The organism is Streptomyces sp. NPDC033131, from assembly GCF_055578365.1.
Map to the genome: position 1 here is coordinate 26854 of NZ_JBVIPA010000034.1, position 25105 is coordinate 51958.

Consider the following 25105-nt stretch of genomic DNA (forward strand, 5'->3'; position numbering starts at 1 on the left):
CCCGCCGACACGGCGCGAACGGGCGAAGTCATATGCTGCACTGCATGACGAGTGAGCCGGAGCAGCAGTGGGGCGTGGGGACCCAGGACGCGTTCCAGCGTCTGTGGACGCCCCATCGGATGGCCTACATCCAGGGTGAGAACAAGCCGACCGGCCCGGGCGCCGAAGACGGCTGCCCCTTCTGCTCGATCCCGGCCAAATCCGACGAGGACGGGCTGATCGTCAGGCGCGGTGGGCAGGTCTACGCGGTGCTGAACCTGTACCCGTACAACGGCGGCCACCTGATGGTCGTGCCCTACCGCCACGTCGCCGACTACACGGACCTCACGGACGCGGAGACGGCCGAGCTGGGCGCGCTGACCAAGCAGGCCATGACGGCTCTGCGCACCGCGTCCGGAGCACAGGGCTTCAACATCGGCATGAACCAGGGCTCGGTGGCCGGCGCCGGCATCGCGGCCCACCTGCACCAGCACATCGTCCCGCGCTGGGGCGGCGACACGAACTTCATGCCCGTGGTCGGACACACGAGGGTGCTGCCGCAGCTGCTCGCGGACACGCGGAAGATGCTGGCGGAGGCCTGGCCCACAACCTGACCTCCCGGGCGGGGGCGGGGGCCGTGAGCACGGCCCCCACCACGCCTACGCGTCGTACACGTCGGCCTTCCGCGGTGTCGGATCCTGCACCGCCGTGCTGAGGAACGCCGACCGGTTGCCGAACTTCTCCGTGTCCACGCCGTTCTCCTCCAGGACCCGGATCGCCGCGGCGTGCACCACCCGCAGCACCGGGGTGGCCGCGCGCAGCGCGTCGTCGGCCATGAAGCGGTGCCGCCACGGCTTGTCCGCCCAGGCGTGCCGCAGCCCGAAGGGCTCGGGGAGGGTCAGCGCGCCGCCGAGCCAGTTCAGCAGCGGCGGATACCTGGTCAGGGGCGCCCGGGCGGCGAGGCGTACCACCTCGTCCGCGTCGACCAGCGGGAGCTTCACCTTCCGGGTCTCCCAGAACTTGACCTGCTTGGCGACTTCCTTCTCCTTGGCCTCCGGCTTCGTGGTGAACAGCGAGTGCACCGGGCCCAGCGCGTGGCCGGTCACCTCGATGCGCAGCGTCTCGTGCAGCACGGTCACGGTGATCATCATGGTGATGACGAGCTGCCCGTCCCACAGCGTCCACTGCACACCCAGGTAGTGCCGGTCGCCCGCGCCGAACTGCTGCTTGTTGCAGATGTCCTGTATGGCGTGCGGCTTGACCTGGTACGCGCTCACGTCCGTGCCCTCGGGCCGGGAGACCGCCTTCGCGTTCTCCCCGACCGGGGTGACGACCCAGTGCCGTACGGACGCTTTCGGGAAGCCGCCGGTGTTCAGCGTGTTCCGCTCCAGCATGCGCAGTTTGTCGTGGATGGACCGTATGACGTCCCAGCTGCGGAAGGGGTGGATCTCCCGGTCCGGATGGCGTGAGACCAGGTCCTCGGCGAGCTGCCAGCTGCCCCAGCGGGTGCCCATGCCGAGTATGCCCTTGGGCCCGGCGTAGAACACGGAGTTGGACTGCTGCTCGGCGCTCAGCTGGGCGAGGGACTGGCGCAGTTGCTCGGCAGCGGTCTCGCGCGGGCTGCTCGGCACCGCCTCGGGCACCTTCGCCCCGACGCTGCTGCCGGAGAGCAGGCTGTTCCAGCGCTCCCGCAGGTCCCTGGCCGTCCGCTCGCAGATCTGCTTGGCCCAGAACCAGCCGACCACCGGCATCACGATCGCCGCGCGTGCGTACCACGCCCAGAATCCGTCGAACGGCGTGCGCACCAGGAAGATCACGGCGAGCGCGCCCACTCCGACGAGCAGGGCGGTGGCGAGCGCGCCGGCCTGCTTGTTCTCGGTCCTCGCCACGGTGGTACGGATCTGGAAGACCAGCAGCCAGATGAGGAGCCCGGGCAGGAACAGCACACCGCACAGCACCATGACGATGGTCAGCAGGCTGTCGCGGTCCCTGCGGATGTTGTTCGCCGCGAGACAGTGCTCGACCACGGCCTGTGGCTCGGCACCGAAGGACTGGATGAGCGGCTTGCGGCCGGCCCCCAGCATGCGGGCGATCACGGCCCCGGAGAAGGCCTCGCCCAGGTTGGGCCGGAAGATCCGCGCCCACCTGCGGCCGTCCGAGACGGTCGACTGATGCCACTCGCTGTTGGCCGCGAGGATGTCCCCCACGGGATTGTCCCGATAGGCCGCCGAGGCCAGCGCGAACGTCGCCGTCTGCCCCTCGTCGCCCGTGCGCGGCACCTGCGGACCGAAGATGTCCGCGTAACCGCTGTCAACGGTCATTCCCGCCCCCGATCGCCGCGACTCCTGCTCATGCGGCCTTCCCGACTTCCTTGCTTCGCACACCTGTTGATCAGGTGATCAGCGTATCCGCAGGCACGGACATCCGTCTGCGGACGTACGACAACCGGTCGGCTGAGGCACAACATCCGGTCGGCGGACGGCCGAAGCCGCCCGCCGACGCGGAGGGGAGCGTTGCGTGAAGGTCACTTGTGGCGGGCTCGACGCCAACTACGAGCTGCTGCCCACCTTTTCGCGGAGCCTTTCCGCGACCTGCGGCGGCATCGGCTCGTGCCGTGCGTAGGAGCGGCTGAAGCGTGCCGTGCCGTGGGACAGGGAGCGCAGGTCGACGGCGTACCGGCCGATCTCGATCTCGGGGACCTCCGCCCGCACCAAGGTCCGCCCGCCGCTTATCTGTTCCGTGCCGAGCACCCGGCCACGCCGGCCGGACAGGTCGCTCATCACGGCTCCCACGTAGTCGTCGCCGACCAGGACGGTCACCTCGGCCACCGGCTCCAGCAGATGGATCTTCGCGTCGGCCGCCGCCTCCCGCAGCGCCAGCGCGCCGGCCGTCTGGAACGCGGCGTCGGAGGAGTCGACGGAGTGCGCCTTGCCGTCCAGCAGCGTGACCCGGATGTCGAGGAGCGGATGACCGGCGGCAACTCCCTTGGCGGCCTGGGCCCTTACGCCCTTCTCGACGGACGGGATGAACTGGCGCGGCACCGCCCCGCCGACGACCTTGTCCACGAACTCGATGCCCGAGCCGCCGGGCAGCGGCTCCACCTCGATCTCGCAGATGGCGTACTGACCGTGGCCGCCGGACTGCTTCACATGACGGCCGCGGCCCGCCGACCTGACCGCGAACGTCTCCCGCAGGGAGACCTTGTGCGGGACGACGTCGACCTGGACGCCGTACCGGTTGCGCAGCCGTTCCAGCGCGACGTCGGCGTGTGCCTCACCCAGGCACCACAGCACCACCTGGTGGGTGTCCTGGTTCTGTTCCAGCCGCATGGTCGGGTCCTCGGCGACCAGCCGGGACAACCCCTGGGAGAGCTTGTCCTCGTCGGCCTTGCTGTGCGCCTGGATGGCGAGCGGCAGCAGTGGGTCGGGCATCTCCCACGGTTCCATGAGCAGCGGGTCGTTCTTGGCCGAGAGGGTGTCCCCGGTTTCGGCGCGGCCGAGCTTCGCCACGCACGCGAGATCGCCGGCGATGCAGTGGGTGAGCACCCGCTGCTGCTTGCCGAACGGTGCGGACAGCGCGCCGATCCGCTCGTCGACGTCGTGGTCCTCGTGCCCGCGGCCGGCGAGCCCGTGCCCGGAGACGTGCACGGTCTCGTCCGGGTGCAGGGTCCCGGAGAAGACCCGCACGAGCGAGACCCGGCCCACGTACGGGTCGGACGACGTCTTCACCACCTCCGCGACCAGTGGCCCGTCCGGGTCGCACAGCTTCAGCTCGCGCGGCTTGCCGTCGACGGTGGTGACCCTCGGTGCCTCGCGCTCCAGCGGCGTCGGAAACCCGCGTGTGACCAGGTCGAGGAGTTCGACCGTGCCGAGCCCCTGCCGAGCGCCCCCGGCCGCCGGAGCGGCCGCCAGGACCGGGAAGAAGACCCCGCGTGCCACGGCCCGCTCCAGGTCCTCGATCAGCGTCGCGACGTCGATCACCTCGCCGGCGAGGTAGCGGTCCATGAGGGTCTCGTCCTCGCTCTCCGAGATGATCCCCTCGATCAGCCGGTTGCGGGCCTCCTCGATCAGTGGCAGCTGGTCCTCGCCCGGCTCGGACTCCTTGCGCTCCCCGGACGAGTAGTCGAACAGTTTCTGCGACAGCAGCCCGATCAGCCCGGTCACGGGCGCGTGCCCGTCCGGGGCCTGCGGGCCGTGCAGCGGCAGGTACAGGGGCAGTACGGCGTCGGGGTCGTCGCCGCCGAAGGTCTCGGCGCAGATCCGTGTCATGTCCTCGAAGTTCGCCCGGGCGGACTCCAGGTGCGTGACGACGATCGCCCGCGGCATGCCGACGGCCGCGCACTCCTCCCACACCATGCGCGTCGAGCCGTCCACCCCGTCGGAGGCCGAGACGACGAAGAGGGCCGCGTCCGCCGCTCGCAGACCGGCCCTGAGTTCTCCGACGAAGTCGGCGTATCCGGGGGTGTCGAGAAGATTGATCTTGTAACCGTCCCATTCGACGGGTACCAGGGAGAGCTGCACCGAGCGCTGCTGCCGGTGCTCGATCTCGTCGTAGTCGGAGACGGTGCCGCCGTCCTCCACGCGGCCCGCCCGGTTGACCGCTCCCGTCGTGAGTGCGAGAGCTTCCACCAATGTCGTCTTGCCCGATCCGGAGTGGCCGACCAGCACCACATTCCGTACGGACGCGGGTTGGTCGGCCGCTGTTGCCCTGCCGGCGGCTCCGGGGTGTGCGTTCGCCTTGTCACCCATGGCCTTGCCTCCCGTGCACGGTGAGGTCACTGTGGGCGCGGACATGCGGACCCTGCCCCGGACTCCGTCCGGGGACCCCCAGCGGTGGCGGCTCCGGTGACGCCCGCGATGTTCTTCGAGCTTTCCACTCCCGTCACGGTGCGTCCATACGACGGACGCGATCCGGCGGCCCACCGTCGGCCGCGGGCCGTACGGGGGATCACGGGACGTGGTGCCCGGCCGTCGGCCACGCGCGCGCGTGGCTACGATGGGCCAGCCGGTGGCCAGCAGGGGCCGCTCGGCCACACCGACCCTCGGGAAGGCCATGCTGAACAAGTACGCGCGTGCATTCTTCACGCGTGTCCTCACACCGTTCGCCGCGTTTCTCATCCGCAGGGGCGTCAGCCCCGACGCGGTCACGCTCATCGGCACCGCCGGTGTCGTCGCGGGGGCGCTGGTCTTCTACCCCATGGGCGAGTTCTTCTGGGGCACGGTCGTGATCACACTGTTCGTGTTCTCCGACCTCGTCGACGGAAACATGGCCCGCCAGCTCGGCCGCTCCAGCCGCTGGGGCGCCTTCCTCGACTCCACGCTGGACCGGGTCGCCGACGGCGCGATCTTCGGCGGCTTCGCCCTCTGGTACGCCGGTCACGGCGACGACAACGTGCTGTGCGCGGTCTCGATCTTCTGCCTGGCAAGCGGCCAGGTGGTGTCGTACACCAAGGCCCGGGGCGAGTCGATCGGCCTGCCGGTCGCCGTGAACGGACTCGTCGAGCGTGCCGAGCGCCTGGTGATCGCCCTCGTCCTGGCAGGGCTCGCGGGTCTGCACAAGTTCGGGGTACCCGGTATCCAGTACCTGCTGCCGATCGCCCTGTGGATCGTGGCCGTCGGCAGCCTGGTCACGCTGATCCAGCGGGTCGTCACGGTCCGCCGGGAGTCTGCCGAGGCAGAGGCCGCCGCCCAGCAGGAGACGCACGGGAGTGAGGCGGCGAAGTGAGCGCGCAGGAGCGGTTCGCCGACGCGTTGTACGGCCTCGGCTGGGGCGTGGTCAAGAAGCTCCCCGAGCCGGTCGCCGTGCGTCTGGGCCGGAGTATCGCCGACCTCGCCTGGAAACGGCGCGGCAAGGGCGTCCAGCGGCTGGAGAGCAACTACGCGCGCGTGGTGCCCGACGCCACCCCCGAGCGCCTCGCCGAGCTCTCGCGAGCGGGCATGCGCTCGTATCTGCGCTACTGGATGGAGTCCTTCCGGCTCCCCGCCTGGAACGCGGAGCGCGTCAGGAGCAGCTTCGAGGCCAAGGACCTGCACCACCTCACCGACGGCATGGCGGCCGGCAAGGGCGTCGTCCTCGCGCTGCCGCACATGGCCAACTGGGACCTCGCCGGCGCCTGGCTCACCACCAAGCTGGGCATCCCCTTCACCACGGTCGCCGAGCGCCTCAAGCCGGAGACGCTGTACGACCGGTTCGTCGCCTACCGGGAGGGCCTCGGCATGGAGGTCCTGCCGCACAGCGGCGGCACCGCCTTCGGCACGCTGGCCCGGCGGCTGCGCGACGGCGGCGTGGTCTGCCTGGTCGCCGAACGTGACCTTTCCTCCTCCGGCGTCGAGGTCGAGTTCTTCGGCGAGGCCACCCGGATCCCGGCCGGCCCGGCGCTGCTCGCACAGCAGACCGGAGCGAGGCTGTTGCCGGTGACGCTCTGGTACGACGACTCGCCGGTGATGCGGGGCCGGGTGCATCCCCCGATCGAGGCCCCCGGGACAGGTACGCGGGCCGAGAAGACGTCTGTCATGGCACAGGCGCTGGCCGATGCCTTCGCCACAGGGATCGCCGACCACCCGGAGGACTGGCACATGCTGCAGCGCTTGTGGCTCAAGGACCTTGATCCCGCGCGTTCTCCCGCCGGGGGGACCGCGTGAGGATCGGCATCGTCTGCCCGTACTCCTGGGATGTACCGGGTGGCGTCCAGTTCCACATCCGCGATCTCGCCGAGTACTTCATCCGCCTCGGCCACCAGGTGTCCGTCCTCGCCCCGGCCGACGACGACACCCCGCTGCCGCCGTACGTCGTCTCGGCCGGCCGCGCGGTGCCGGTGCCGTACAACGGCTCGGTGGCCCGCCTGAACTTCGGCTTCCTGTCGGCGGCCCGGGTGCGGCGCTGGCTGCACGACGGCGAGTTCGACGTCATCCACATCCACGAGCCGGCCTCACCGTCCCTCGGCCTGCTGGCGTGCTGGGCCGCGCAGGGCCCCATCGTCGCCACCTTCCACACCTCCAACCCGCGCTCCCGCGCCATGATCGCCGCGTATTCGATCCTGCAGGCCGCCCTGGAGAAGATCAGCGCGCGGATCGCCGTGAGCGAGTACGCCCGCCGCACGCTCGTCGAACACCTCGGCGGCGACGCCGTGGTGATCCCGAACGGCGTCGACGTCGGCTTCTTCGCCCGGGCCGAACCCAAGCCCGAATGGCAGGGGGACACGATCGGCTTCGTCGGTCGCATCGACGAGCCCCGCAAGGGTCTGCCGGTGCTGATGAAGGCACTGCCGAAGATCCTCGCCGAGCGCCCGCAGACCCGGCTGCTGGTCGCCGGGCGCGGCGACGAGAAGGAGGCCGTCGAGTCGCTGCCCGCCGAACTGCGCCCGCGCGTCGAGTTCCTCGGCATGGTCAGCGACACGGACAAGGCCCGTTTCCTGCGCAGTGTCGACCTGTACGTCGCCCCCAACACCGGCGGTGAGAGCTTCGGCATCATCCTGGTCGAGGCGATGTCGGCGGGGGCCCCGGTGCTGGCCTCGAACCTGGACGCCTTCACCCAGGTGCTCGACCAGGGCGCGGCGGGCGAACTGTTCGCCAACGAGGACGCGGACGCGCTCGCCGAGGCCGCCGTACGGCTGCTCGGGGACCCGGTACGGCTGACCGAGCTGCGCGAGCGCGGCAGCGCGCACGTACGGCGGTTCGACTGGTCGACGGTCGGCGCGGACATCCTGTCCGTGTACGAGACGGTGACGTCCGGCGCGGCGGCGGTCGCGGCGGCGGAGGACGAGCGGGCGACGGGGCTGCGGGCGCGGCTGGGGCTGGCGCGGGACTGACCAGTCATCGGGGAGTGTGTGCCGGCGCCGGTCCGGGCAATCTCAGCCCGTCCGGCGTTTGAGGACGAGGCCGTTCAGGCCGAAGCGGGGGCCTGGGGGCGGCAGCCCCCGGAACGCCCCCACCGACGCCCCGCACGACACCCGGCCAACCCCGGCGGAGCGCACCGGTAGCCTTGCCGCCCGTGACCGCAACCCTGATCTGGATCCTCGTCGCGCTGGTCGCGATCGGCCTCTACCTGAGCTGGACGGCCGGGCGACTGGACCGGCTGCACGCCCGCATCGACGCCACCCGCGCCGGTCTCGACGCCCAACTGCTGCGCCGCGCCTCGGTGGCCCAGGAACTGGCCACCTCCGGGGTGCTCGACCCGGCCGCCTCGATCGTCCTGTACGAGGCAGCGCACGCCGCGCGGCAGGCCGAGGAGGAGCAGCGGGAGGTCGCCGAGAGCGACCTGAGCCAGGCGCTGCGGGCCGTGTTCGCCGAGACGCAGCAGGTGGAGGCGGTACGGGAGGCCCCCGGGGGAGAGCAGGCCACCCGGGAACTGACCGAGGCGGTGCGCAGGGTTCCGATGGCCCGGCGCTTCCACAACGACTCCGTGCGGGCGGCCCGGGCCCTGCGCCGGCACCGCAAGGTGCGCTGGTTCCGGCTGGCGGGGCACGCGCCGTTCCCGTTGGCCTTCGAGATGGACGACGAGCCGCCCTCGGCCCTGGCGGATCGCCCGACCTAGGGCTGCACTGCGGACCGGCCCGAGCCACTCTCACCGGCCCCTGGCCGGAAAACGATCCACCGTCTCCCCATTGGCCCTTGCTGTGGACTGGTCCAGTCCCGTTTCCTCGGTGCTGCAGATCCCTCTTTCACTTCAGCGAGGTCACCCGTGTCCAGCACGTTCCCCGACAACCAGACCCCCGAGACCGGCACCGCGCGCGTGAAGCGCGGCATGGCGGAGCAGCTCAAGGGCGGCGTGATCATGGACGTCGTCAACGCCGAGCAGGCGAAGATCGCCGAGGACGCGGGCGCCGTCGCCGTCATGGCTCTGGAGCGCGTGCCCGCCGACATCCGCAAGGACGGCGGCGTGGCCCGGATGTCCGACCCCACCATGATCGAAGAGATCATCGAGGCCGTGTCGATCCCGGTCATGGCCAAGTCCCGCATCGGTCACTTCGTCGAGGCCCAGGTCCTGCAGTCCCTCGGTGTCGACTACATCGACGAGTCCGAGGTCCTCACCCCGGCCGACGAGGTCAACCACTCCGACAAGTGGGCGTTCACGACCCCCTTCGTCTGCGGTGCCACCAACCTGGGCGAGGCCCTGCGCCGCATTGCCGAGGGCGCCGCGATGATCCGCTCCAAGGGCGAGGCCGGCACCGGCAACGTCGTCGAGGCGGTCCGTCACCTGCGCCAGATCAAGAACGAGATCGCCCGTCTGCGCGGCTACGACAACAACGAGCTGTACGCCGCCGCCAAGGACCTGCGTGCCCCGTACGAGCTCGTCAAGGAGGTCGCCGAGCTCGGCAAGCTCCCGGTCGTGCTGTTCTCCGCCGGTGGCGTCGCCACCCCCGCCGACGCCGCGCTGATGCGCCAGCTCGGCGCCGAGGGCGTCTTCGTCGGCTCGGGCATCTTCAAGTCCGGCGACCCGGCCAAGCGCGCCGCCGCCATCGTGAAGGCGACCACCTTCTACGACGACCCGAAGATCATCGCGGACGCGTCCCGCAACCTGGGCGAGGCCATGGTCGGCATCAACTGCGACACCCTCCCCGAGGCCGAGCGCTACGCCAACCGCGGCTGGTAAGACACCCCCTGAGGACTGCACGTACATGTCTGACACACCTGTCATAGGCGTCCTGGCACTCCAGGGCGACGTACGGGAGCACCTCATCGCCCTGGCCGCGGCCGACGCCGTGGCCAGGCCGGTGCGGCGCCCCGAAGAGCTCGCCGAGGTGGACGGCCTGGTCATCCCCGGCGGCGAGTCCACCACCATCTCCAAGCTGGCCGTCCTGTTCGGCGTGATGGAGTCGCTCCGCGCGCGCGTGCGGGCCGGCATGCCCGTCTACGGCACCTGCGCGGGCATGATCATGCTCGCCGACAAGATCCTCGACCCGCGCTCGGGCCAGGAGACGATCGGCGGCATCGACATGATCGTGCGCCGCAACGCCTTCGGGCGCCAGAACGAGTCCTTCGAGGCCTCGCTCGACGTGCAGGGCATCGCGGGCGATCCTGTGGAGGGCGTGTTCATCCGCGCCCCCTGGGTCGAGTCCGTCGGCGCCGAGACCGAGGTGCTCGCCGAGCACGACGGCCACATCGTCGCGGTCCGCCAGGGCAACGCGCTCGCCACGTCGTTCCACCCGGAACTGACCGGCGACCACCGTGTGCACGCCCTGTTCGTCGACATGGTGCGCGCGAACCGGACGGCGGAGTCCTTGTAGGATCTCTGCGTTCGTACGGAGTTGGGTTACGCGAAGGAGACAGGCAGATGTCCGGCCACTCTAAATGGGCTACGACGAAGCACAAGAAGGCCGTGATCGACGCCAAACGCGGCAAGCTCTTCGCGAAGCTGATCAAGAACATCGAGGTCGCGGCCCGGATGGGCGGCGTCGACATCGAGGGCAACCCGACTCTCTACGACGCCATCCAGAAGGCGAAGAAGTCGTCGGTCCCGAACAAGAACATCGACTCCGCGGTCAAGCGCGGCGGCGGTCTCGAGGCGGGTGGCGCCGACTACGAGACGATCATGTACGAGGGCTACGGTCCGAACGGTGTCGCGGTGCTCATCGAGTGCCTCACCGACAACCGCAACCGCGCCGCCTCCGACGTCCGCGTCGCCATGACCCGCAACGGCGGCTCCATGGCCGACCCGGGCTCGGTGTCGTACCTCTTCAACCGCAAGGGCGTCGTCATCGTCCCCAAGGGCGAGCTGGGCGAGGACGACGTGCTCGGTGCCGTCCTGGACGCGGGCGCCGAGGAGGTCAACGACCTCGGTGAGTCCTTCGAGGTCATCAGCGAGGCCACCGACCTGGTCGCGGTGCGCACCGCCCTCCAGGACGCCGGCATCGACTACGACTCCGCCGACGCCAACTTCGTCCCCACCATGCAGGTCGAGCTCGACGAAGAGGGCGCGAAGAAGATCTTCAAGCTGATCGACGCGCTCGAGGACAGCGACGACGTGCAGAACGTCTTCGCCAACTTCGACGTCAGCGACGAGGTCATGGAGAAGGTCGACGCGTAACGCTGCCGCGAGCGGAATGGTCTCAACGGGCCGACGGGACACGCCCCGTCGGCCCGTCGCTCTGCCGGGCGTTGCTGGCGGCCGTTGTCGGTGGCACCCGATAGCCTGCACAAACAGGTGATCGAAGGGAGGCACGGGTGCGCGTACTCGGGGTGGACCCCGGACTCACGCGGTGCGGTGTCGGTGTCGTCGAGGGCGTCGCGGGCCGGCCGCTCACCATGCTCGGCGTCGGTGTCGTACGGACGTCGGCGGACGCCGAGTTGGGGCAGCGCCTCGTCGTGATCGAGCAGGGCATCGAGCAGTGGCTGGACGAGCACCGGCCCGAATGCGTCGCCGTGGAGCGGGTGTTCAGCCAGCACAACGTCCGGACCGTGATGGGCACCGCCCAGGCCAGTGCCGTCGCCATGCTGTGCGCCGCCCGCCGCGGCATCCCCGTCGCCCTGCACACCCCGAGCGAGGTCAAGGCCGCCGTCACCGGCAGCGGCCGCGCCGACAAGGCCCAGGTCGGTGCCATGGTCACCCGCCTGCTGCGGCTCGGCGCACCGCCGAAGCCGGCCGACGCCGCCGACGCCCTCGCGCTCGCCATCTGCCACATCTGGCGCGCCCCCGCCCAGAACCGACTCCAGCAGGCCGTCGCCCTGCACGCATCGAAAGGCCGTACGGCATGATCGCCTACGTCAGCGGTCCGGTCGCCGCCCTCGCCCCCGACTCCGCGGTGGTCGAGGTGGGCGGGATCGGCATCGCCGTCCAGTGCACACCGAACACCCTCTCCGGGCTGCGCATGGGCCGGCAGGCCAAGCTGGCCACCTCCCTGGTGGTCCGCGAGGACTCACTGACCCTGTACGGCTTCGCGGACGACGACGAGCGGCAGACCTTCGAACTGCTCCAGACCGCCAGTGGCGTCGGACCGCGCCTCGCCCAGGCGATGCTCGCCGTGCACTCGCCGGACGCCCTGCGCCGGGCCGTCTCCACCGGCGACGAGAAGACGCTGATCGCCGTCCCCGGCATCGGGAAGAAGGGCGCCCAGAAGCTGCTCCTGGAGCTGAAGGACCGTCTCGGCGAGCCGATCGGCGCGCCCGCGGTGGGCACCGCGATCAGCACCGGCTGGCGCGACCAGCTGCACGCCGCCCTGATCGGCCTCGGCTACGCGACCCGGGAGGCCGACGAGGCCGTGTCCGCGGTGGCCCCGCAGGCGGAGGCGGCCGAGGGCACGCCCCAGGTCGGCCAGCTGCTGAAGGCGGCTCTGCAGAGCCTGAACCGAGCCCGCTGAACGCCGAACCGCCGCGCCGTCACGAGACCGCGAGGCACACTCGATGCCGTGTCCTTCGGGAGACGGCCCCGGGACCCACGGCCGACCGACCGACCGGCGCGCCACCGCGAGGAGAACTGCAGTGAACTGGGACGACACGACCGACACCCCCGCCGCCGAGCGGCTCGTCGGCGCGTCAGCCGATGGCGAGGACCAGGCCGTCGAGGCCGCCCTGCGCCCCAAGGACCTCGGCGAGTTCATCGGCCAGGAAAAGGTCCGCGAACAGCTCGACCTCGTCCTGCGCGCCGCACGCGCGCGGGGCGCCACCGCCGACCACGTGCTGCTCTCCGGCGCCCCCGGCCTCGGCAAGACCACGCTGTCGATGATCATCGCGGCCGAGATGAACGCCCCCATCCGCATCACCAGCGGCCCCGCCATCCAGCATGCCGGCGACCTGGCCGCGATCCTCTCCTCCCTCCAGGAGGGCGAGGTCCTCTTCCTCGACGAGATCCACCGCATGTCCCGGCCGGCCGAGGAGATGCTCTACATGGCGATGGAGGACTTCCGCGTCGACGTCATCGTCGGCAAGGGCCCCGGCGCCACCGCCATCCCGCTCGAACTGCCCCCCTTCACCCTGGTCGGCGCCACGACGCGCGCGGGTCTGCTGCCGCCCCCGCTGCGCGACCGCTTCGGCTTCACCGGGCACATGGAGTTCTACGAGCCCGCCGAACTGGAGCGCGTCATCCACCGCTCGGCGAACCTGCTCGATGTGGAGATCGACGCCGACGGTGCCGCCGAGATCGCCGGCCGCTCCCGCGGCACGCCCCGTATCGCCAACCGTCTGCTGCGCCGTGTGCGCGACTACGCCCAGGTCAAGGCCGACGGCCTGATCACCCGTGACATCGCCCAGGCGGCACTCGCCGTCTACGAGGTCGACGCCCGCGGCCTGGACCGTCTGGACCGCGCGGTTCTGGTGGCGCTGCTCAAGCTGTTCGGCGGCGGCCCGGTCGGCCTGTCCACGCTCGCCGTCGCCGTGGGGGAGGAACGTGAGACCGTGGAGGAGGTCGCCGAACCCTTCCTCGTCCGGGAGGGGCTGCTCGCCCGCACCCCGCGCGGACGGGTGGGCACGCCCGCCGCGTGGGCGCATCTCGGCCTCACCCCGCCCCGCTCCACGGCCACAGGAAACGGACAACAGGACCTGTTCGGGGCGTGACGGGGAGCGTGGTGGCCGGGTCAGGAACCCTGGTGCCATGCTGAGCGTTGTTCCCTGCGCGCGGACTCGCTTAGACTCCGCCGATGCCGCCTTTGTCGGCGGTGTACATACCCCCAACCATCAGGCCGCTCACCATCGCGGTCACGTGAAGGAAGTACCGACCCGTGAGTCTCGTGACCCTCCTCCCGTTCATCGTGCTCATCGGGGCCATGTTCCTGATGACCCGCTCCGCCAAGAAGAAGCAGCAGGCGGCCGCGAACATGCGGAACGAAATGCAGCCCGGCAGTGGCATCCGCACCATCGGGGGGATGTACGCGACGGTCAAGGAAGTCAACGAGGACACGGTCCTCGTCGATGCCGGTCCGGGCGTCGACCTCCTCTTCGCGAAGAACGCGATCGGTGCCGTCCTGTCGGACGACGAGTACAACCGCATCGTCCACGGCGTCGAGCACGACCTGAAGTCCGACTCCGACGTCGTCCCGGACGACGCCTCCTCCCTCACCGAGACCGACGAGCCCGCCGCCGACGCTGCCGCCGCTTCCGACGACAAGCCCGTCGACCTCGGCAAGAAGGACACGGCCGAGGAGACCGCCGAGGCCCCGGCCGACACCGAGGCCGCCGAGGCGAAGACGGACGAGGAGCCGAAGAAGACCGACGGCGACTCCGAGGCGAAGTAGCCGCACCCCGGGCGCCGCGGGCCGGCTCCGCGTGCCCTGGGACGTGCACAGCTCGCACGGGATCCCGACACCAGTCATGGCCGTCCGCCCGCAGATCCGGCGCGAGGCGGCCCGAGAGGGAGTACGAGAAGGTGGCAGCACCTAAGAAGGGCCGGAGCGCGAGCGCCCAGAGCAGGCCGGGGCGCTCGCTGGTCCTCATCCTGATCGCCATCGTGGCGCTCACCGGAGGAATGTTCCTCTCCGGGCACACCACTCCGCGTCTCGGCATCGACCTTGCCGGTGGTACGAGCATCACGCTCCGGGCGGTCCCGGAGGTCGGCCAGGAATCCGCGATCAACAAGACCAACATGGACACAGCGGTCGAGATCATGAACCGCCGTGTCAACGGTCTTGGCGTCTCGGAGGCCGAGGTTCAGACCCAGGGCGACAAGAACATCATCGTCAACATCCCCAAGGGTACGAACTCCGAGGAGGCCCAGAAGCAGGTCGGCACCACCGCCAAGCTGTACTTCCGGCCGGTCCTCACCACCGAGGTCTCGGGCGCGGAAGCGCCGGCCAGCCCGTCGCCGAGTGCCTCCAGCAGCGGCGACAAGGCCACGGACAAGGCGACCTCGTCGTCTTCTCCCTCCGGCTCCACCACCCCGTCGGCGACCCCCACCTCGCAGGGCCGCGCGGTCACCGACGCCCTGAAGGCCGACCCGACGCCGTCGACGAGCGCCTCGGCCTCCGCGAGCGCCAGCCCCTCCCCGTCCGCGAGCAGTGGCGACGCGAGTGCGGCGGCCGGTCAGCTCGAGGCCCAGTACGCCGCCCTCGACTGCACGAAGGCGACGGCCCGAGCCAAGGCCGGCGAAGGCGCCAAGCCCGGTGACTCCACCGTGGCCTGCGGCCAGAACTCGCAGGGCCAGTGGCAGAAGTACGTCCTGGGCCCGGCCGAGGTCGACGGCACCGACGTGGACGAGGCAAAGGCCGTCCTCAACACGACGACGGGCGCCGGCTGGACCGTCACCATGCAGTTCACGTCCGGCGGCGCCAAGAAGTTCGGCGACATCACCGGCAAGCTGGCCCAGAACCAGCCCCCGCAGAACCAGTTCGCCATCGTCCTCGACGGCGACGTGGTCTCCGACCCGTCCGTCAGCCAGGCGCTGACCGGTGGCAACGCGGAGATCTCCGGAAACTTCAACCAGGAGTCGGCCGAGAGCCTGGCCAACATGCTGTCGTACGGCGCCCTGCCGCTGACCTTCAAGGAGGACAGCGTCACCACGGTGACCGCCGCGCTCGGTGGCGAGCAGCTGAAAGCCGGTCTGATCGCGGGCGCGATCGGTCTCGCCCTGGTCGTCATCTACCTGGTGGCGTACTACCGCGGCCTGGCGCTCATCGCCGTCGCCTCGCTGCTGGTCTCCGCGGCCCTCACCTACGTGATCATGGCGCTGCTCGGCCCGGGCATCGGCTTCGCGCTGAACCTCCCGGCCGTGTGCGGTGCGATCGTCGCGATCGGCATCACGGCGGACTCGTTCATCGTGTACTTCGAACGGGTCCGGGACGAGATCCGCGAGGGCCGCTCGCTGCGCCCCGCCGTCGAGCGGGCCTGGCCGCGAGCCCGGCGCACCATCCTGGTCTCCGACTTCGTGTCGTTCCTCGCCGCGGCGGTGCTCTTCATCGTCACCGTCGGCAAGGTCCAGGGCTTCGCGTTCACGCTGGGTCTGACCACCCTCCTCGACGTGGTGGTGGTCTTCCTGTTCACCAAGCCGCTGCTGACGCTCGTTTCGCGCAGCACGTTCTTCTCGAGCGGTCACAGCTGGTCCGGCCTCGACCCCAAGCGGCTGGGCGCCAAGCCCCCGCTGCGCCGCACCCGCCGTCCCGCCCAGCCTGCCGCCGGCCCTGTCGACCCGAAGGAGGCGTGAGATGTCGAAGCTCGGCAACCTCGGCGCCCGACTGCACCGTGGCGAGGTCGGCTACGACTTCGTCGGCAACCGCAAGATCTGGTACGGCCTCTCGATCCTGATCACCATCACGGCCATCGTCGGCCTGGCGGTGCGCGGCCTGAACATGGGCATCGAGTTCGAGGGCGGTGCCGTCTTCACCACCCCGAAGAACACGAGCGTCTCGGTGTCGCAGGCGGAGACGTACGCGGAGGAGGCCTCCGGGCACGACGCGATCGTCCAGAAGCTCGGCGACGGCAGCCTGCGCATCCAGCTCGCGGGCATCGACACCGACACGTCCGGGCAGATCAAGCAGGAGCTCGCCAAGGACCTGAAGGTCGACAGCGAGCAGATCAACGCCGACCTGGTCGGCCCCAGCTGGGGTGACCAGGTCGCCAACAAGGCCTGGCAGGGCCTCGGGATCTTCCTGGTCCTCGTCGTGATCTATCTGGCGATCGCCTTCGAGTGGCGCATGGCGCTCGCCGCGTTCATCGCGCTGATCCACGACATCACCATCACGGTCGGCATCTACGCCCTCGTCGGCTTCGAGGTCACGCCGGGCACGGTGATCGGTCTGCTGACCATTCTCGGTTACTCGCTGTACGACACGGTCGTCGTCTTCGACAGCCTCAAGGAGCAGACCAAGGACATCACCAAACAGACCCGCTGGACGTACAGCGACATCGCCAACCGCTCGATCAACAGCACCCTGGTCCGCTCCGTCAACACCACGGTGGTCGCGCTGCTGCCGGTGGCCGCCCTGCTGTTCATCGGTGGCGGTGTCCTCGGCGCCGGCATGCTGAACGACATCTCGCTGTCGCTGTTCGTCGGCCTCGCGGCCGGTGCGTACTCCTCGATCTTCATCGCCACGCCGCTCGTCGCCGACCTCAAGGAGCGCGAGCCGCAGATGAAGGCCCTCAGGAAGCGGGTACTCGCCAAGCGTGCGCAGGCCACCGCCAAGGGCGAGACGCCGGAGAACGAGGTCGTCGACGACCAGTACGACGACGAGCCGGAGGACGCCACCCCCGCGGTCGTCGGCCCGCGCAGCCAGCCCGCGGCCCGCAACCGCGGACGCGGCCGGCCCTCCGGGAAGCGCCGATGACCGGCATCGAGGAACTGCTGCTCAGCCGGATCCGTGACGTGGCGGACTACCCGGAGCCGGGCGTGATGTTCAAGGACATCACCCCGCTCCTGGCGGACCCGGCGGCGTTCACCGCGCTCACCGACGCCCTCGCCGCGATCGCCGCGGACGCCGGCGCCACGAAGATCGTCGGCCTGGAGGCCCGCGGCTTCATCCTCGGAGCCCCGGTGGCCGTCCGTGCCGGCCTCGGCTTCATCCCCGTGCGCAAGGCGGGCAAGCTCCCCGGAGCCACGCTCAGCCAGGCGTACGACCTGGAGTACGGCTCCGCCGAGATCGAGGTGCACGCCGAGGACCTGAGCGCGGCCGACCGCGTGCTGGTCGTCGACGACGTCCTCGCCACCGGCGGCACGGCCGAGGCGTCGATCCAGCTCATCCGCCGGGCGGGCGCCGAGGTCGCGGGCCTCGCCGTTCTGATGGAGCTGACCTTCCTGGGCGGCCGTGCCCGCCTGGAGCCGGCCCTCGCCTGCGCCCCGCTGGAGGCGCTGCTCAAGGTCTGAGCACCCGCACGAAACCCCTGCGCAAGGCGTGTGCCACCCGCAGGACACCGCAGAGGCGGGCCCGGAGAAGTCCGGTGCCCGCCTCTCGCGTTTCACCGGTGGACGGCCCTCACATCGGGCTGAAGGCGATCCTTGGGCGCGGGCTCGCTACCATGGGGTCTCCGGAGCCTGACCGGGGGACCCGGATCGCGCACGAGGAGTCCTCTTGCCAGACGAGGCCCAACACCTGACCGCCGCAAAGCCCGAGTCCGCCTCGGGGCCCGCAGCGAAGCCCGCGCCGACCGACGCGGCCCAGGCGAAGAACGACCCCCGCGGGCCGGTCGAGCACGCCCAGTCGGCGCCCGTCGACAAGTCGGCCGAGCAGACGCGTCCCAAGCCCCTGCCGCCCACCCCCGACGCCGCGCGAGCGGGGGGTGCCCCGGCGCCCCAGCGGGCCACGAACTCGCCCACGGCCCGCCCCACCGCGGGCCAGCCCGCCCGCACCGGCTCCTCCAACCGCGTACGGGCCCGCCTCGCCCGTCTCGGCGTGCAGCGCTCCAACCCGTACAACCCGGTCCTGGAGCCCCTGCTGCGGATAGTCCGCAGCAACGACCCCAAGATCGAGACGGCGACGCTGCGCCAGATCGAGCAGTCCTACCAGGTCGCCGAGCGCTGGCACCGCGGCCAGAAGCGCAAGAGCGGCGACCCGTACATCACGCACCCGCTCGCGGTGACCACGATCCTCGCCGAGCTCGGCATGGACCCCGCCACCCTCATGGCCGGACTCCTGCACGACACCGTCGAGGACACCGAGTACGGCCTCGACCAGCTCCGCCGCGACTTCGGCGACTCCGTCGCCCTCCTCGTCGACGGCGTCACCAAGCTGGACAAGGTCAAGTTCGGCGAGGCCGCGCAGGCCGAGACCGTGCGCAAGATGGTCGTGGCGATGGCCAAGGACCCGCGCGTCCTGGTCATCAAGCTCGCCGACCGCCTGCACAACATGCGCACCATGCGGTACCTCAAGCGCGAGAAGCAGGAGAAGAAGGCGCGCGAGACCCTCGAGATCTACGCGCCGCTCGCCCACCGGCTGGGCATGAACACCATCAAGTGGGAGCTGGAGGACCTCGCCTTCGCGATCCTCTACCCCAAGATGTACGACGAGATCGTCCGCCTCGTCGCCGAGCGCGCCCCCAAGCGCGACGAGTACCTCGCCATAGTGACCGACGAGGTCCAGTCCGACCTGCGCGCCGCCCGCATCAAGGCGACCGTCACCGGCCGCCCGAAGCACTACTACAGCGTCTACCAGAAGATGATCGTCCGCGGCCGTGACTTCGCGGAGATCTACGACCTGGTGGGCATCCGCGTCCTGGTGGACACCGTCCGCGACTGCTACGCGGCGCTGGGCACCGTGCACGCCCGCTGGAACCCGGTTCCGGGGCGGTTCAAGGACTACATCGCGATGCCCAAGTTCAACATGTACCAGTCGCTGCACACGACGGTCATCGGACCCAACGGCAAGCCGGTCGAACTCCAGATCCGAACGTTCGACATGCATCGCCGCGCCGAGTACGGCATCGCCGCGCACTGGAAGTACAAGCAGGAGGCCGTCGCCGGCGCCTCCAAGGTGCGCTCCGACCAGCCGAGGACCACCGGCAAGGACGACCACCTCAACGACATGGCGTGGCTGCGCCAGCTCCTGGACTGGCAGAAGGAGACCGAGGACCCCGGCGAGTTCCTGGAGTCCCTGCGCTTCGACCTCTCGCGCAACGAGGTCTTCGTCTTCACGCCGAAGGGCGACGTGATAGCGCTGCCGGCCGGCGCCACGCCCGTGGACTTCTCGTACGCGGTGCACACCGAGGTGGGCCACCGCACCATAGGAGCCCGCGTCAACGGCCGCCTCGTCCCGCTGGAGTCCACCCTGGACAACGGCGACCTGGTGGAGGTCTTCACGTCCAAGGCGGCCGGGGCCGGCCCGTCCCGGGACTGGCTGAACTTCGTGAAGTCGCCGCGCGCCCGCAACAAGATCCGGGCGTGGTTCTCCAAGGAGCGCCGCGACGAGGCGATCGAGCAGGGCAAGGACGCCATCGTCCGCGCCATGCGCAAGCAGAACCTGCCGATCCAGCGCATCCTGACCGGCGACTCGCTCGTGACGCTCGCCCACGAGATGCGTTACCCGGACATCTCCGCGCTGTACGCGGCGATCGGCGAGGGACACGTCTCCGCGCAGAACGTCGTGCAGAAGCTCGTGCAGGCGCTCGGCGGCGAGGAGGCGGCCACCGAGGAGATCGACGAGTCGGTCCCGCCGTCCCGTGGTCGCGGCCGCAAGCGTCGCACCAGCACCGACCCGGGTGTCGTGGTCAAGGGCGTCGACGACGTGTGGGTCAAACTCGCCCGCTGTTGTACGCCGGTCCCCGGCGACCCGATCATAGGATTCGTCACGCGCGGTAGTGGCGTATCGGTTCACCGCAGCGACTGCGTGAACGTGGACTCGCTGTCCCGCGAGCCCGAGCGCATCCTCGAGGTCGAGTGGGCGCCCACGCAGTCGTCGGTCTTCCTGGTCGCCATCCAGGTCGAGGCGCTGGACCGCTCCAGGCTCCTGTCGGACGTCACGCGGGTGCTGTCCGACCAGCACGTCAACATCCTGTCCGCGGCGGTCCAGACCTCCCGGGACCGCGTCGCGACCTCCCGCTTCACCTTCGAGATGGGCGACCCCAAGCACCTGGGGCACGTCCTGAAGGCGGTCAGGGGAGTCGAGGGCGTGTACGACGTGTACCGGGTGACGTCGGCCCGCAGCAGGTAGGCACCGGCGCCACGCACGAAGTGGGGCTCCCGAACCCTGCCGGTTCGGGAGCCCCACTTCGCACCTGCGTGACGAGCGTCAGCCGCCGAACTCCTGCAGACCCTTCAGCGCCTGGTCCAGCAGGGCCTGGCGGCCCTCCAGCTCCCTCGCGAGCTTGTCGGCCCTGGCGTTGTTGCCCTGGGACCGCGCCTGCTCGATCTGGCCCTGCAGCTTGTCGACGGCCGCCTGGAGCTGGCCGGTCAGGCCCTCGGCACGCGCGCGTGCCTCCGGGTTCGACCGGCGCCACTCGCTCTCCTCGGCCTCCTGGAGGGCCCGCTCGACCGCGTGCATCCGGCCCTCGACCTTCGGCCGCGCGTCACGCGGCACGTGACCGACGGCCTCCCAGCGCTCGTTGAGCGAGCGGAACGCGGCACGCGCGCTCTTCAGGTCACCGATCGGCAGGAGCTTCTCGGCCTCCTCGGCCAGCTCCTCCTTCAGCTTCAGGTTCTCGGACTGCTCGGCGTCCCGCTCGGCGAAGACCGAGCTGCGGGCGGCGAAGAAGACGTCCTGGGCGCCGCGGAAGCGGTTCCACAGGTCGTCCTCGTGCTCGCGCTGGGCGCGTCCCGCGGCCTTCCACTCGGCCATCAGCTCGCGGTAGCGCGCGGCCGTCGGCCCCCAGTCCGTCGAGCCGGACATCGCCTCGGCCTCGCCGACCAGGCGCTCCTTGGTCTTCCGGGCCTCCTCGCGCTGCGCGTCCAGCGACGCGAAGTGCGCCTTGCGGCGCTTGGAGAACGCCGAACGGGCGTGGGAAAAGCGGTGCCACAGCTCGTCGTCCGACTTGCGGTCCAGGCGCGGCAGGCCCTTCCAGGTGTCCACCAGGGCGCGCAGCCGCTCACCGGCCGCCCGCCACTGGTCCGACTGCGCCAGCTCCTCCGCCTCGGTGACCAGCGCCTCCTTGGCATGACGCGCCTCGTCGGACTGCTTCGCGCGCTGCTGCTTGCGCTCTTCGCGACGCTTCTCGACGGTCTTTACGAGCGCGTCCAGCCGGACCCGCAGGGCGTCCAGGTCGCCGACCGCGTGGTGCGCGTCGACCTGCTCGCGGATGTGGTCGATCGCGGCCTGCGCGTCCTTCGCCGACAGATCGGTGGTCTTGACTCGCTTCTCGAGGAGGCCGATCTCGACCACCAGGCCCTCGTACTTGCGCTCGAAGTAGGCCAGTGCCTCGTCAGGGGAGCCGGCCTGCCAGGAACCGACGACCTGCTCGCCGTCGGCCGTACGCACGTACACGGTCCCCGTCTCGTCGACGCGGCCCCACGGGTCGCTGCTCACAGCGCCTCCTCCACATGATGCCTGCGAGGGCCTCAGCGCCCCCGAGCATCGTCCACAGTTTCGTCACGGCCAACATAGGCGACCGGCGGGTTGCCTGTCCGCATCCCGCGCGACCGAAATTTCGCAGTTGGGGGTCAGGATTTGGTGACGGTTGCCTTGTTGATGACGACCGTTGCGTTGGGCGCTCCGTCGCCCGCTCCGGTGCTCTCTCCGGCGGCGGCGATCTTCTTCAGAACCTTCATGCCGCCTTCCGAAATCGTGCCGAACGGTGTGTAGCTGGGCGGCAACTGGCTGTCCTGGTAGACGAGGAAGAACTGGCTGCCGCCGGTGTTCGGCTGGCTGGTGTTCGCCATCGCGACCGTGCCCGCCGGGTAGACGTTGTCCTTGAGGGATTTGTCCTTCAGGTTCTCGTCCGGGATCGTGTAACCGGGGCCGCCGCTGCCGGAGCCGGTCGGGTCGCCGCACTGCAGCACGTAGATGCCGTTGGTGGTGAGCCGGTGGCACTTGGTGTGGTCGAAGTAGCCCTTGCCGGCGAGGAAGCTGAACGAGTTCACGGTGTGCGGCGCGGCCGACGTCTTCATCGCGATCTCTATGTCACCGCACGTCGTCGCCAACGTCATCGTGTACTTCGCCGACTTGTCGATGGTGACCGCCGGCTCCTTCTTCCAGGTCGCCGTCTTGACCTTGCCGGCGGCGGGCTTCTCGCACGGGTCCGGCGCCTTGCTGGTCGGCGCCGCGCTCGGCGTCGTCTCGGAGCTCGCGTTGGTCTTGTCGTCGTCCTTGAGGGCGCCGGTCGTGTACAGCGCGAGGCTGCCGATCACGACCACGCCGAGCACGGACGCGATCACCGAGTTGCGCATGCGCGCCTTGCGTCGCGCGGATGTGCGCCGCTGCTGCTGCCGCAAGAACTTCTCCCGGGCAAGCTGCCGCTTCCGCTGTTCCTGGGTGACCACCGGATTCTCTCCTCATGCGTCTCGTACGCCTGCTGGGACGCGTGCGTCTTGTGAGCCGACCGCCTGCGTGTGCCCCGTACCGTATATGGGTTCGCTGAGTAATCGGCAGCGCCGGTAGGCTCTGACCACAGGCGCAGCCATTCCGAAGCCCGCCCGTATCGACACAAACGAAGGACGATCGTGCTCATTGCCGGGTTCCCCGCCGGGGCCTGGGGGACGAACTGTTATCTCGTCGCCCCCGCCGCCGGTGAGGAGTGCGTGATCATCGACCCCGGCCACCAGGCCGCCCAGGGAGTCGAGGAGACGCTGAAGAAGCATCGGCTCAAGCCCGTCGCCGTCGTCCTCACGCACGGCCACATCGATCACGTGGCCTCGGTCGTCCCGGTGTGCGGCGCGCACGGCGTACCGGCGTGGATCCACCCCGAGGACCGGTACATGATGACCGACCCGTCGATGGGTCTCGGCCGGTCGATCGGGACGCAGCTGATGGGCGAGCTGACCGTGGGGGAACCGGACGACGTCAAGGAGCTGACCGACGGCGCGAGGCTTGAGCTCGCGGGCCTCGAGCTGTCCGTCGCGCACGCGCCCGGCCATACCAAGGGGTCGGTGACCTTCGGGATGCCCGAGGCCGCGGACATCCCGCCGGTCTTCTTCTCGGGCGACCTGCTGTTCGCCGGCTCCATCGGACGCACCGACCTGCCCGGCGGTGACATGGACGAGATGCTCGACTCGCTGGCCCGCGTGTGCCTGCCGCTCGAGGACTCGACCGTGGTGCTGTCCGGTCACGGCCCCCAGACGACCATCGGCCAGGAGCGCGCCACCAACCCGTATCTGCGGCAGGTGGCCGCGGGCCGCGAGGAACGCGGCAGCGTGGACGCCCCCCGACGAGGAATGTGACGAGACCTTCCGTGAGCACCTTCAAGGCCCCCAAGGGCACGTACGACCTGATCCCCCCGGACAGCGCCAAGTTCCTGGCGGTCCGTGAGGCGATCGCCGCGCCGCTGCGCAACTCCGGCTACGGCTACATCGAGACGCCCGGCTTCGAGAACGTCGAACTGTTCGCGCGCGGTGTCGGCGAGTCCACCGACATCGTGACGAAGGAGATGTACGCCTTCGAGACCAAGGGCGGCGACCAGCTCGCCCTGCGCCCCGAGGGCACGGCCTCCGTGCTGCGGGCCGCGCTCGAGGCCAACCTGCACAAGGCGGGCAACCTCCCGGTCAAGCTCTGGTACTCCGGCTCGTACTACCGCTACGAGCGTCCCCAGAAGGGCCGTTACCGTCACTTCTCCCAGGTCGGCGCCGAGGCGATCGGCGCCGAGGACCCGGCGCTGGACGCCGAGCTGATCATCCTGGCCGACCAGGCGTACCGCTCGCTGGGCCTGCGCGGCTTCCGGATCCTGCTGAACAGCCTGGGCGACAAGGAGTGCCGTCCGGTGTACCGGGCCGCCCTGCAGGACTTCCTGCGCGGCCAGGACCTGGACGAGGAGACGCTGCGCCGCGCGGACATCAACCCGCTGCGGGTCCTGGACGACAAGCGTCCCGACGTCCAGAAGCAGCTCGCCGACGCCCCGATCCTGCGCGACTACCTGTGTGACGCCTGCAAGGCGTACCACGAGGAGGTGCGTGAGCTGATCACGGCCGCTGGCGTCTCCTTCGAGGACGACCCGAAGCTGGTGCGCGGCCTGGACTACTACACCCGGACGACCTTCGAGTTCGTCCACGACGGTCTCGGTTCCCAGTCCGCGGTGGGCGGCGGCGGCCGCTACGACGGCCTGTCCGAGATGATCGGCGGTCCCGCGCTGCCGTCCGTCGGCTGGGCGCTGGGTGTCGACCGCACGGTCCTGGCCCTGGAGGCGGAGGGCGTCGCGCTCGAACTCCCCTCCCTCACCAGCGTGTTCGCGGTGCCGCTCGGCGAGGAGGCCCGCCGGGTGCTGTTCGCCAAGGTCACCGAGCTGCGCAAGGTGGGTATCGCCGCGGACTTCTCCTACGGCGCAAAGGGGCTGAAGGGCGCCATGAAGAACGCCAACCGCAGTGGCGCCCGCTACACCGTCGTCGCCGGCGAACGCGACCTCGCCGAGGGCGTCGTCCAGCTCAAGGACATGGAGTCCGGCGAGCAGACGGCGGTCGGGGTCAACGAGATCGTGGCGGAACTGGAGTCGAGGCTGGGCTGAGGGGAGTGACGGGGGTGCGCGCGGGGGTGTTTCATCGCCCCCGCCGCCCCTACCCGTCCCGTCCCCGGGGGGCTGCGCCCCCAGACCCCCGCTTCGGCCCGAAAGGCCTCGTCCTCAAACGCCGGACGGGCTGAAATTCAGCCCCTCCGGCGTTTGAGGAGCGGGGTCTGGGGCGGAGCCCCAGAACGACGGGA

At 70.3% G+C, this 25105-nt stretch carries 22 protein-coding genes; 18 read left to right on the forward strand and 4 right to left on the reverse strand.

Going from position 1 to position 25105, the window contains the following annotated elements; translation table 11 throughout:
* Positions 1 to 32 precede the first annotated feature (32 nt).
* Positions 33 to 593, forward strand: coding sequence for an HIT family protein (locus ACZ5XS_RS33395; protein ID WP_468657694.1), 561 nt, complete (start codon positions 33 to 35; stop codon positions 591 to 593).
* Positions 594 to 638: 45 nt separating this feature from the next.
* Here ACZ5XS_RS33395 and ACZ5XS_RS33400 read toward each other — a convergent pair whose 3' ends face one another.
* Both ACZ5XS_RS33400 and ACZ5XS_RS33405 read right to left on the reverse strand, forming a co-directional pair.
* Positions 639 to 2300, reverse strand: a complete 1662-nt coding sequence (locus ACZ5XS_RS33400) for a hypothetical protein (RefSeq protein ID WP_468657695.1) — start codon at positions 2298 to 2300, stop codon at positions 639 to 641.
* Between the two features lie 228 nt (positions 2301 to 2528).
* Positions 2529 to 4727 carry an elongation factor G-like protein EF-G2 gene (locus ACZ5XS_RS33405; protein WP_468657696.1) on the reverse strand — a complete coding sequence of 733 codons (2199 nt, stop codon included), beginning with the start codon at positions 4725 to 4727 and terminating at the stop codon, positions 2529 to 2531.
* Between the two features lie 247 nt (positions 4728 to 4974).
* Here ACZ5XS_RS33405 and pgsA point away from each other — a divergent pair, with 247 nt between their 5' ends.
* The 15 genes from pgsA (at position 4975) to ACZ5XS_RS33480 (ending at position 20479) form a co-directional block, all read left to right on the forward strand.
* Complete coding sequence (gene pgsA, locus ACZ5XS_RS33410; RefSeq protein WP_468657804.1) at positions 4975 to 5703, forward strand: phosphatidylinositol phosphate synthase; 729 nt, start codon at positions 4975 to 4977, stop codon at positions 5701 to 5703.
* Positions 5700 to 6620 (forward strand): phosphatidylinositol mannoside acyltransferase, encoded by a 921-nt coding sequence (locus tag ACZ5XS_RS33415; RefSeq protein ID WP_468657698.1) that lies wholly within the window; start codon positions 5700 to 5702, stop codon positions 6618 to 6620. The genes pgsA and ACZ5XS_RS33415 overlap by 4 nt, the downstream gene beginning before the upstream one ends.
* The gene (locus ACZ5XS_RS33420) at positions 6617 to 7786 is read left to right on the forward strand and encodes a glycosyltransferase family 4 protein (RefSeq protein WP_468657700.1); all 1170 of its coding nucleotides are present in this window, start codon (positions 6617 to 6619) and stop codon (positions 7784 to 7786) included. Before ACZ5XS_RS33415 ends, ACZ5XS_RS33420 begins: the two co-directional genes overlap by 4 nt.
* Positions 7787 to 7968: 182 nt before the next feature.
* Positions 7969 to 8511, forward strand: coding sequence for a hypothetical protein (locus ACZ5XS_RS33425; protein WP_468657702.1), 543 nt, complete (start codon positions 7969 to 7971; stop codon positions 8509 to 8511).
* Positions 8512 to 8658: 147 nt separating this feature from the next.
* Positions 8659 to 9570, forward strand: a complete 912-nt coding sequence (gene pdxS, locus ACZ5XS_RS33430; RefSeq protein ID WP_217239641.1) for a pyridoxal 5'-phosphate synthase lyase subunit PdxS — start codon at positions 8659 to 8661, stop codon at positions 9568 to 9570.
* Between the two features lie 25 nt (positions 9571 to 9595).
* Positions 9596 to 10204: a pyridoxal 5'-phosphate synthase glutaminase subunit PdxT gene (gene pdxT, locus ACZ5XS_RS33435; RefSeq protein WP_468657704.1), complete on the forward strand. Its 609-nt coding sequence runs from the start codon at positions 9596 to 9598 to the stop codon at positions 10202 to 10204.
* A gap of 47 nt (positions 10205 to 10251) precedes the next feature.
* Positions 10252 to 11004 carry a YebC/PmpR family DNA-binding transcriptional regulator gene (locus ACZ5XS_RS33440; protein ID WP_057614183.1) on the forward strand — a complete coding sequence of 251 codons (753 nt, stop codon included), beginning with the start codon at positions 10252 to 10254 and terminating at the stop codon, positions 11002 to 11004.
* 137 nt (positions 11005 to 11141) lie between these two features.
* Complete coding sequence (gene ruvC / locus ACZ5XS_RS33445) at positions 11142 to 11672, forward strand: crossover junction endodeoxyribonuclease RuvC (RefSeq protein ID WP_468657707.1); 531 nt, start codon at positions 11142 to 11144, stop codon at positions 11670 to 11672.
* Positions 11669 to 12274 (forward strand): Holliday junction branch migration protein RuvA, encoded by a 606-nt coding sequence (gene ruvA, locus ACZ5XS_RS33450; protein ID WP_468657709.1) that lies wholly within the window; start codon positions 11669 to 11671, stop codon positions 12272 to 12274. The genes ruvC and ruvA overlap by 4 nt, the downstream gene beginning before the upstream one ends.
* A 121-nt stretch (positions 12275 to 12395) precedes the next feature.
* Positions 12396 to 13466: a Holliday junction branch migration DNA helicase RuvB gene (ruvB, locus tag ACZ5XS_RS33455; RefSeq protein ID WP_217239637.1), complete on the forward strand. Its 1071-nt coding sequence runs from the start codon at positions 12396 to 12398 to the stop codon at positions 13464 to 13466.
* Between the two features lie 164 nt (positions 13467 to 13630).
* A complete protein-coding gene (gene yajC / locus ACZ5XS_RS33460) occupies positions 13631 to 14143 on the forward strand; it encodes a preprotein translocase subunit YajC (RefSeq protein WP_468657711.1) in 513 nt (170 codons plus the stop codon).
* Positions 14144 to 14274: 131 nt separating this feature from the next.
* Positions 14275 to 16044 carry a protein translocase subunit SecD gene (gene secD, locus ACZ5XS_RS33465; RefSeq protein WP_468657713.1) on the forward strand — a complete coding sequence of 590 codons (1770 nt, stop codon included), beginning with the start codon at positions 14275 to 14277 and terminating at the stop codon, positions 16042 to 16044.
* A gap of 1 nt (position 16045) precedes the next feature.
* Positions 16046 to 17164 carry a protein translocase subunit SecF gene (secF, locus tag ACZ5XS_RS33470; RefSeq protein ID WP_468657715.1) on the forward strand — a complete coding sequence of 373 codons (1119 nt, stop codon included), beginning with the start codon at positions 16046 to 16048 and terminating at the stop codon, positions 17162 to 17164.
* Positions 17161 to 17700: an adenine phosphoribosyltransferase gene (locus tag ACZ5XS_RS33475; RefSeq protein ID WP_468657717.1), complete on the forward strand. Its 540-nt coding sequence runs from the start codon at positions 17161 to 17163 to the stop codon at positions 17698 to 17700. Before secF ends, ACZ5XS_RS33475 begins: the two co-directional genes overlap by 4 nt.
* 205 nt (positions 17701 to 17905) lie before the next feature.
* Entirely contained in the window at positions 17906 to 20479 is a 2574-nt protein-coding gene (locus ACZ5XS_RS33480; protein WP_468657719.1) for a RelA/SpoT family protein, read from the forward strand.
* 78 nt (positions 20480 to 20557) lie between these two features.
* On the opposite strand, the gene ACZ5XS_RS33485 is transcribed toward ACZ5XS_RS33480, so the two are convergent.
* Both ACZ5XS_RS33485 and ACZ5XS_RS33490 read right to left on the reverse strand, forming a co-directional pair.
* Complete coding sequence (locus ACZ5XS_RS33485; RefSeq protein ID WP_468657721.1) at positions 20558 to 21787, reverse strand: DUF349 domain-containing protein; 1230 nt, start codon at positions 21785 to 21787, stop codon at positions 20558 to 20560.
* A 134-nt stretch (positions 21788 to 21921) separates the two neighbouring features.
* Positions 21922 to 22740, reverse strand: a complete 819-nt coding sequence (locus tag ACZ5XS_RS33490; protein WP_468657723.1) for a peptidylprolyl isomerase — start codon at positions 22738 to 22740, stop codon at positions 21922 to 21924.
* Positions 22741 to 22920: 180 nt separating this feature from the next.
* Here ACZ5XS_RS33490 and ACZ5XS_RS33495 point away from each other — a divergent pair, with 180 nt between their 5' ends.
* Positions 22921 to 23637: an MBL fold metallo-hydrolase gene (locus ACZ5XS_RS33495; RefSeq protein WP_217239629.1), complete on the forward strand. Its 717-nt coding sequence runs from the start codon at positions 22921 to 22923 to the stop codon at positions 23635 to 23637.
* An 11-nt stretch (positions 23638 to 23648) separates the two neighbouring features.
* Entirely contained in the window at positions 23649 to 24911 is a 1263-nt protein-coding gene (gene hisS / locus ACZ5XS_RS33500) for a histidine--tRNA ligase (protein ID WP_468657725.1), read from the forward strand.
* Positions 24912 to 25105: the final 194 nt, after the last annotated feature.